This window comes from Arthrobacter sp. E44, from assembly GCF_041877125.1.
GTDB lineage: Bacteria > Actinomycetota > Actinomycetes > Actinomycetales > Micrococcaceae > Arthrobacter.
Map to the genome: position 1 here is coordinate 1 of NZ_JBHDJA010000069.1, position 565 is coordinate 565.

A 565-nucleotide genomic window follows, 5' to 3' on the forward strand; every position below is an offset into this window, starting at 1 on the left:
ACCATTCGCCCTACATCCTTAGACCGGGACAACCATCGCCCGGCTCGGCTACCTTCCTGCGTCACACCTGTTAATACGCTTGCCTCCCGGGATCAGGTCCTGCGCTCCACCAAAACCCTTCACCCACAAGGGGTGTCAGGCAGGTTTCGGGCAGTTAGTATCCCCCGCTCAGCATGGGCGGTTTTTCGCCGGTACGGGAATATCAACCCGTTGTCCATCGACTACGCCTGTCGGCCTCGCCTTAGGTCCCGACTTACCCAGGGCAGATTAGCTTGACCCTGGAACCCTTGATCATTCGGCGGACGGGTTTCTCACCCGTCTTTCGCTACTCATGCCTGCATTCTCACTCGTGTAGGCTCCACCACTGGTTTACACCGCAGCTTCACCGCCCACACGACGCTCCCCTACCCATCCACACTCCTGAACCACGAAGGCTAGGACAATATGTGAATGCCACAACTTCGGCGGTGTACTTGAGCCCCGCTACATTGTCGGCGCGGAATCACTTGACCAGTGAGCTATTACGCACTCTTTTAAGGGTGGCTGCTTCTAAGCCAACCTCCTG

At 57.3% G+C, this 565-nt stretch carries 1 rRNA gene; it reads right to left on the reverse strand.

Going from position 1 to position 565, the window contains the following annotated elements:
- A 23S ribosomal RNA gene (locus tag ACETK3_RS21355) occupies positions 1-565 on the reverse strand; the annotation flags it as partial.